This window comes from Caenispirillum bisanense, assembly GCF_039523075.1.
Taxonomy (GTDB): Bacteria; Pseudomonadota; Alphaproteobacteria; order Rhodospirillales; family Rhodospirillaceae; genus Caenispirillum; species Caenispirillum bisanense.
In genome coordinates this window covers 1-6,282 of the sequence record NZ_BAAAEP010000099.1, presented here as the reverse complement: position 1 = coordinate 6,282, position 6,282 = coordinate 1, and the positions used below count along the sequence as shown (strand labels likewise).

General features: G+C 72.8%; 6 protein-coding genes. All 6 read left to right on the top strand.

Annotated features, from left to right (window positions below; all coding sequences use genetic code 11):
* On the top strand, window positions 1–832 hold an 832-nt coding region (locus ABD056_RS22310), incomplete at its 5' end, for an XrtA-associated tyrosine autokinase (protein WP_343870440.1).
* A gap of 37 nt (window positions 833–869) precedes the next feature.
* Entirely contained in the window at window positions 870–2,498 is a 1,629-nt protein-coding gene (gene xrtA / locus ABD056_RS22305) for an exosortase A (protein ID WP_343870444.1), read from the top strand.
* A 32-nt stretch (window positions 2,499–2,530) separates the two neighbouring features.
* Window positions 2,531–4,465, top strand: a complete 1,935-nt coding sequence (locus ABD056_RS22300; protein ID WP_343870438.1) for an XrtA/PEP-CTERM system amidotransferase — start codon at window positions 2,531–2,533, stop codon at window positions 4,463–4,465.
* Between the two features lie 44 nt (window positions 4,466–4,509).
* Complete coding sequence (locus ABD056_RS22295; RefSeq protein WP_343870436.1) at window positions 4,510–4,770, top strand: acyl carrier protein; 261 nt, start codon at window positions 4,510–4,512, stop codon at window positions 4,768–4,770.
* A 3-nt stretch (window positions 4,771–4,773) separates the two neighbouring features.
* Window positions 4,774–5,655 carry a hydrolase 2, exosortase A system-associated gene (locus tag ABD056_RS22290; protein ID WP_343870435.1) on the top strand — a complete coding sequence of 294 codons (882 nt, stop codon included), beginning with the start codon at window positions 4,774–4,776 and terminating at the stop codon, window positions 5,653–5,655.
* Between the two features lie 2 nt (window positions 5,656–5,657).
* Window positions 5,658–6,282, top strand: a 625-nt coding sequence (locus ABD056_RS22285) for a hydrolase 1, exosortase A system-associated (protein WP_343870442.1), incomplete at its 3' end; no start/stop codon positions are given.

Below are 6,282 nucleotides of genomic sequence, written 5' to 3'. Positions count from 1 at the left end.
CCCGGCGGCCGCCCCGCTCGGGGCCGGCGGCGACACGGCGACCCTGGAGCGGCCGGCGGTCGCCCCCGGCGCCAGCGCCGCCACCGCCCGCGCCGCCGGCCAGGTCACCATCGACCTCGACCGCCTGCAGGCCATGGGCATGGTCACCCCCCGCGGCGAGCGGTCGTCCATCGCCGAGGAATTCCGCATGATCAAGCGGCCGCTGCTGCAGGCCGCCTTCACCTACCGCCCCGGCCAGGTGCGGAAGGAAAACCTGATCATGGTCACCAGCGCCCTGCCGAGCGAGGGCAAGAGCTTCACCGCCGTCAACCTGGCCATGAGCATCGCCAAGGAGCGCGACGTCCATGTGCTGCTGATCGACTCCGATCTCAGCCGCCCCAACGTCGGCCCCATGCTCAACGTGTCGTCGGAAAAGGGCCTGACGGACCTGCTGGACGATCCGTCGCTGGAGGTGCGCGACGTGCTGCTGCGCACCAACGTGCCCAACCTGTCGCTCATCCTGGCCGGCAAGCCCCATCCCATGGGCACGGAAATGCTCGCCAGCCACCGCGCCACCAGCCTGATCCGCGAGATGGCGGAGCGCTACAAGGACCGCGTGATCATCTTCGACAGCGCCCCGGCCCTGGTCAGCGCCGAAGGCACCGCCCTCAGCCCGCATGTCGGGCAGGTGCTGCTGATCGTCGAGGCCGAACGCACCACCGAGCTGGAGGTCAAGGGCGCGCTCGACGTGCTGCACGCCTGCGACAACATCCAGCTGGTGCTGAACAAGGTGCGGACCCGGTTCGGCGTCCACGGCAAGGGCGGTTACGAAGGCTACTATTACTACGGCTGAGGCGCTGGCGCCCGGTCGGGGAGGCTGCATCGTGTCCATGGGCAAGCCGGTCGTCGGGGCCGGAGGGGCGGGCTGTCGCGCCGCCGTGCCGGCCACGCCGGTCGCATCGCCGACGGCGATGGCGTCGGCGTCGGCGGAGGCCGGACGCGGCTGGCGAGCCGCCGCGGCGGCGCTCGCCGTCGGGCTGGCGGCGCTGCTGCTGATGTTCGGCGGAACGGTGGCGGCCACCGCCTCCACGTGGTGGAACACCGGCTCCTACAACCACGGCATGCTCATCGTGCCGGTGGTGCTGGCGCTGGTGTGGGAGCGGCGGGCGGCTCTGGCCCGCACCGCGCCGCGCCCCACCGCCTGGGGGCTGACCTTGGTGGTGCTGGCATCGCTGGCGTGGACGCTGGGATCGGCGGTCTCCGCCCTCATCGTGCAGCAGTTCGCCCTGGTCGGCATGATCTGGGGCATGGTGCTGACGGTCACCGGCTGGCGCGCCTGCTGGCAGATGGCCTTCCCGCTCGCCTATCTGGTGTTCGCCGTTCCCTTCGGCGATTTCCTGGTGGTCCACCTGCAGGACATCACCGCCTGGATGACGGTTGGCCTGCTGCGCGCCAGCAATGTGCCGGTGTTCAGCGACGGCGTCTTCCTGCAGACCGCCTTCGGCCAGTTCGAGGTGGCGGAGGCCTGTTCCGGCCTGCGCTTCCTGACCGCCTGCCTCGCCTTCGGCACCCTGTTCGCCTGGCAGTTCTACACCGGCTGGGTGCACCGGCTGGTGTTCGTCATCGCCTCGGCGGTGGTGCCGGTGGTCGCCAATGGCGTGCGCGCCTACGGCATCGTCATGCTGACCGACGTGTTCGGCCCGGCGGTGGCGCGGGATGTGGACCACATCGTCTACGGCTGGGTGTTCTTCTCGTTCGTGATGGCGCTGATGGCGGGCGTCGGCTGGCTGTTCCGCCAGCCGCTCGACACCAGCCTGCCGCCGGCCTCGGCGCCGCGGCGTCATGTCCGCCGGGCGGTGGCGGCGGCGACCGTGCTGGCGCTGCTGGCCGGTGCCGCCATGCCGGGGTGGCTCGCCCTCGGCACCATCCGCGACGCCCATGCCTCCGGCCGCATCGCCGTGCCGCTGGTGCTGTCGGTGCCGGCCGGCTGGGCCGCCGCCGCGCCGCGTGACTGGACGCCCCGCTTCGCCGGGGCCGATCAGGTGGTGCACGACGGCTTCGCCGCCTCCGGCGCCCGGCTGGAGCGGGTGGCGGCGTGGTGGCCGAACCAGGAGCAGGGGCGGGAGGTGGTCAACCGCTCCAACGACCTGTCCGGCCCCGGCTGGCAGCGGCTGTCGTCGGGCCGCGTCCGCCTGACCGTCGACGGCACCGAGATCGAGGCCCGCGAGACCCGCCTCGTCAACCCCGCCCAGGAGCGCCGCATCGTGTGGAGCTGGTACTGGGTGGACGGGGCCTTCACCGGCGACGACCGCCTCGCCAAGCTGCTGCAGGCCCGCGCCCTGCTGTTCGGCAACCCCGATGCCGGCGCCCTCATCGCCGTGTCGGCGGAATACGACGACCCGCTGGACGAGCCGGCCGTGCTGGGCGCCATGCGCGCCTTCATCGCCGGCCACCGCGGCCTGTCCGGCCAGCTGGCGCGGGCGGCCGACGGCACCCCGGCGCTGGCCGGCACCCCCTGACCCCGCCGCGACAGGACAAGGACACAACGCCCATGTGCGGTATCGTCGGTTTCTTCCATCCTGCGGCGGATCGGCCGGTCGACCGTGACCTGCTGCACGCCATGAACGAGATCCAGCACCACCGCGGCCCCGACGGCGGCGGCCTGTTCGCCGAGGACGGCGTCGGCCTCGGCCATCGCCGGCTGTCGATCATCGACGTCGCCTCCGGCCAGCAGCCGCTGTTCAACGAGGACGGCTCGGTGGTGGTCGTCTACAACGGCGAGATCTACAACTTCGAGGAGCTGTTCGTCGAACTGCGGGCGCGCGGCCACGTCTTCCGCACCCGCTGCGACACCGAAGCCATCGTCCATGCCTGGGAGGAATGGGGCGAGGACTGCGTCACCCGCTTCCGCGGCATGTTCGCCTTCGCCCTCTACGACCGCAACCGCCAGACCCTGTTCCTGGCCCGCGACCGCCTGGGCATCAAGCCGCTGCACTGGGCGCCGCTGCCGGACGGATCGCTGGTGTTCGGGTCGGAGCTGAAAAGCCTGCTGCGCCATCCGCAGGTGCCGCGCACCATCGAGCCGCGGGCGGTGGAGGATTACTTCGCCTACGGCTACGTGCCCGATCCGCGCACCATCTACGCCGGCATCCACAAGCTGGAACCCGGCCACACCCTGACGCTCACCCGCGGCAGCGCCGGCGGGCCGCGGCTGCGGCGGTTCTGGGACATCCGCTTCACCCAGGACGGCCCGCGCGACATGGACGCCGCCGCCGAGGAACTGCGCGCCCGGCTGGCGGAAGCGGTGCGCATCCGCATGATCGCCGAGGTGCCGCTGGGCGCCTTCCTGTCGGGCGGCGTCGATTCCAGCGGCGTCGTCGCCATGATGGCGCAGCAGTCGAGCGACCCGGTGGACACCTGCTCCATCGGCTTCGGCACCAGCGGCTTCGACGAGACCGACCACGCCGCGCGGGTGGCTGAACGCTGGCACACCGCCCATCGGGTGCGGCGGGTGGATACCGACGACTTCGACCTGATCGACGCCCTGGCCGGCATGTACGACGAGCCCTTTGCCGACAGTTCCGCCATTCCCACCTACCGCGTCTGCCAGCTGGCGCGCGAACGGGTGACGGTCGCCCTGTCCGGCGACGGCGGCGACGAGGCCTTTGCCGGCTACCTGCGCTATCGCTGGCTGGCGGACGAGGAGCGGGTGCGCGGCAAGCTGCCGGCGGCCATGCGCCGGCCGGTGTTCGGCACCCTCGGCGCCCTCTACCCCGACCTGCGCGGCGGGCCGCGGATCCTGCGCGCCAAGGCCACCCTGCAGGCGCTGGCGCGGGACACGGTGGAGAGCTACTTCCACACCGTCTGCGTGCTGCCCGACGGCCTGCGGCGGCGGCTGTTCGGCCCGGCCATGCGGGCGCGCCTCGGCGGCTACCACGCCAGCGAAGTGCTGCGCCGTCACATCGAGGCCGCGCCCGCCGACGACACCATCAGCCGCATCCAGTATGCCGACCTGAAGACCTATCTGGCCGGCGACATCCTGACCAAGGTCGACCGCACCTCCATGGCGGTGGCGCTGGAGGTGCGGGTGCCGATCCTCGACCACCCGTTCCTGGAATGGGCGTGCTCGCTGCCGACCGACCTCAAGCTGCGCGGCCGCGAGGGCAAGGCGGTGTTCAAGAAGGCGCTGGAACCGCTGGTGCCGGACGACATCCTCTACCGCCGCAAGATGGGCTTCGCGGTGCCGCTGGCGGCGTGGTTCCGCGGTCCGCTGCGCGAGCGCGTGCGCGCCGCCGTCACCGGGCCGCATCTGGCCGACAGCGGCCTGTTCGACCAGGGCTTCCTCGCCCGCCTCGCCGACGACCATGCCGAGGGCCGCGCCGATCACGCCCCGGCGCTGTGGAGCCTGCTGATGTTCGAGGCCTTCCTGCGCCGCACCCAGGGGCTGGAAACCGCCGCCCGGCCGCCGCTGGCAGTCCCGGCCTGAGGCCCTTTCCCCTCCGTCCTATCCCAGAGATTCAGGAGCATTCCATGTCCGACACCCTGACCCGCATCAAGAGCCTGCTCGGCGAGGTGCTGCAGCTTGGTCCGCGCGCCGACCAGCTGACCGCCGACACGCCGCTGCTCGGCAGCCTGCCCGAGTTCGACAGCATGGCGGTGGCCACCGTCATCGCCGGGCTGGAAGACCGCTTCGACATCATCATCGAGGACGACGACCTGTCGGTGGAGGTGTTCCGCACCGTCGGCAGCCTGTGCGCCCTGGTGGACGAGAAGCTGCGGGAAACGGCCTGACCCATGGCTTCGCCGCGCCTCCACCCGGCTTTCATCGACGGTCCGCAGGGCCGCCTGTTCACCGTGCTGCACGCCGCCGAGCGGCCGTTGTGGTCGGTGCTGTGGCTGCCGCCCTTCGGCGAGGAGATGAACCGCTCCCGGCGCATGGCGACGCTGCTCGGTCATGCCCTGGCGGCGGAGGGCGGGGCGCTGCTGGTGCTCGACCCCTCCGGCACCGGCGACAGCGCCGGCCGCTTCGAGGATGCCACCTGGGACGGCTGGCGTGCCGATGCCCACGCCGCCCTGGAGTGGCTGCGGGCCGAGGGGCTGGCGCCGCGGGCGGCTGGCGGGCTGCGCACCGGCGCCGTGCTCGCCCTCGATCTGGCGGTGGAGGCGCAGCTGGCCCACGCCGTCATGTGGCAGCCGGTGACCCGCGGCGACCTGTTCCTCACCCAGCTTTTGCGGGTGCGGGTGGCGGCCGGGCTCGGCGACGGGCGCGGCGAGACGGTCAAGGACTTGCGCGCCCGGCTGGCCGGCGGCGAGACGGTGGAGGTGGCGGGCTACCCCCTCACCCCCGCCATGGCGAGCGCGCTGGAAGCCATCTCGGTCAAGGACATGGGCGCCGGCTATCGCGGTACCATCGACCTGCTGCAGGTCTCGGCCGATCCGCACGCACCGGCGCCGCAGGGCATCGGGGCGCTGGTGGACGGCTGGCTGCGCCGGCGGGTGGAGGCGACGCTGCGGCAGGTGGCCGGCGAGCCGTTCTGGACCATCGAGGAAACCACGCTCGCCCCGGCCCTCGTCGCCGCCACCGTCGACGTGCTGATGGGCGGCCGCGCCCCGGCCGGCGTCCTGGCGGCGGCCACCGGGTTCGGCGGCGTGCGGGCAGGGGAGGCGGCGCCGTGATCATGACCACGCCGCGCGAAGAGGCCTTCACCTTCGACGCCGCCGGCGAACCGCTGGTCGGCATCCTGCACGACCCCGGTCTGGCGGCGGAGCGGGCGGTGGTGGTGGTGGTCGGCGGGCCGCAGTACCGCACCGGCGCCCATCGCCAGTACGTCCTGCTGGCCCGCGAGCTGGCGGAGGCCGGCACGCCGGTGCTGCGCTTCGATTACCGCGGCATGGGCGACAGCGGCGGCAGTTTCCGCGGCTTCGAGGACTGCGGCGCCGACATCGCCGCCGCCATCGACGCCCTGGTCGCCCGCCTGCCCATGGTGCGCGAGGTGGTGCTGTGGGGCCTGTGCGACGGCGCCACCGCCATCGCCTTTTACCAGGCGCAGAACCGCGATCCGCGGGTGGTTGGGGCGGTGCTGCTCAACCCCTGGGCCCGCAGCGACCGCACCCTGGCGGAAACGCAGGTGCGCCACTGGTACGGCAAGCGCCTGACCTCCGGCGCCTTCTGGAAGAAGCTGATGACCGGCGGCGTCGACGTGCGGGCGGCGGCCGGCGGGCTGATCGGCACCCTGGCGACGCGCTTCCGGTCGGCCTCGCCGGCGGCTGTTGCGGCGGCGGGGGGCGCCGCCGGCTCCGGCG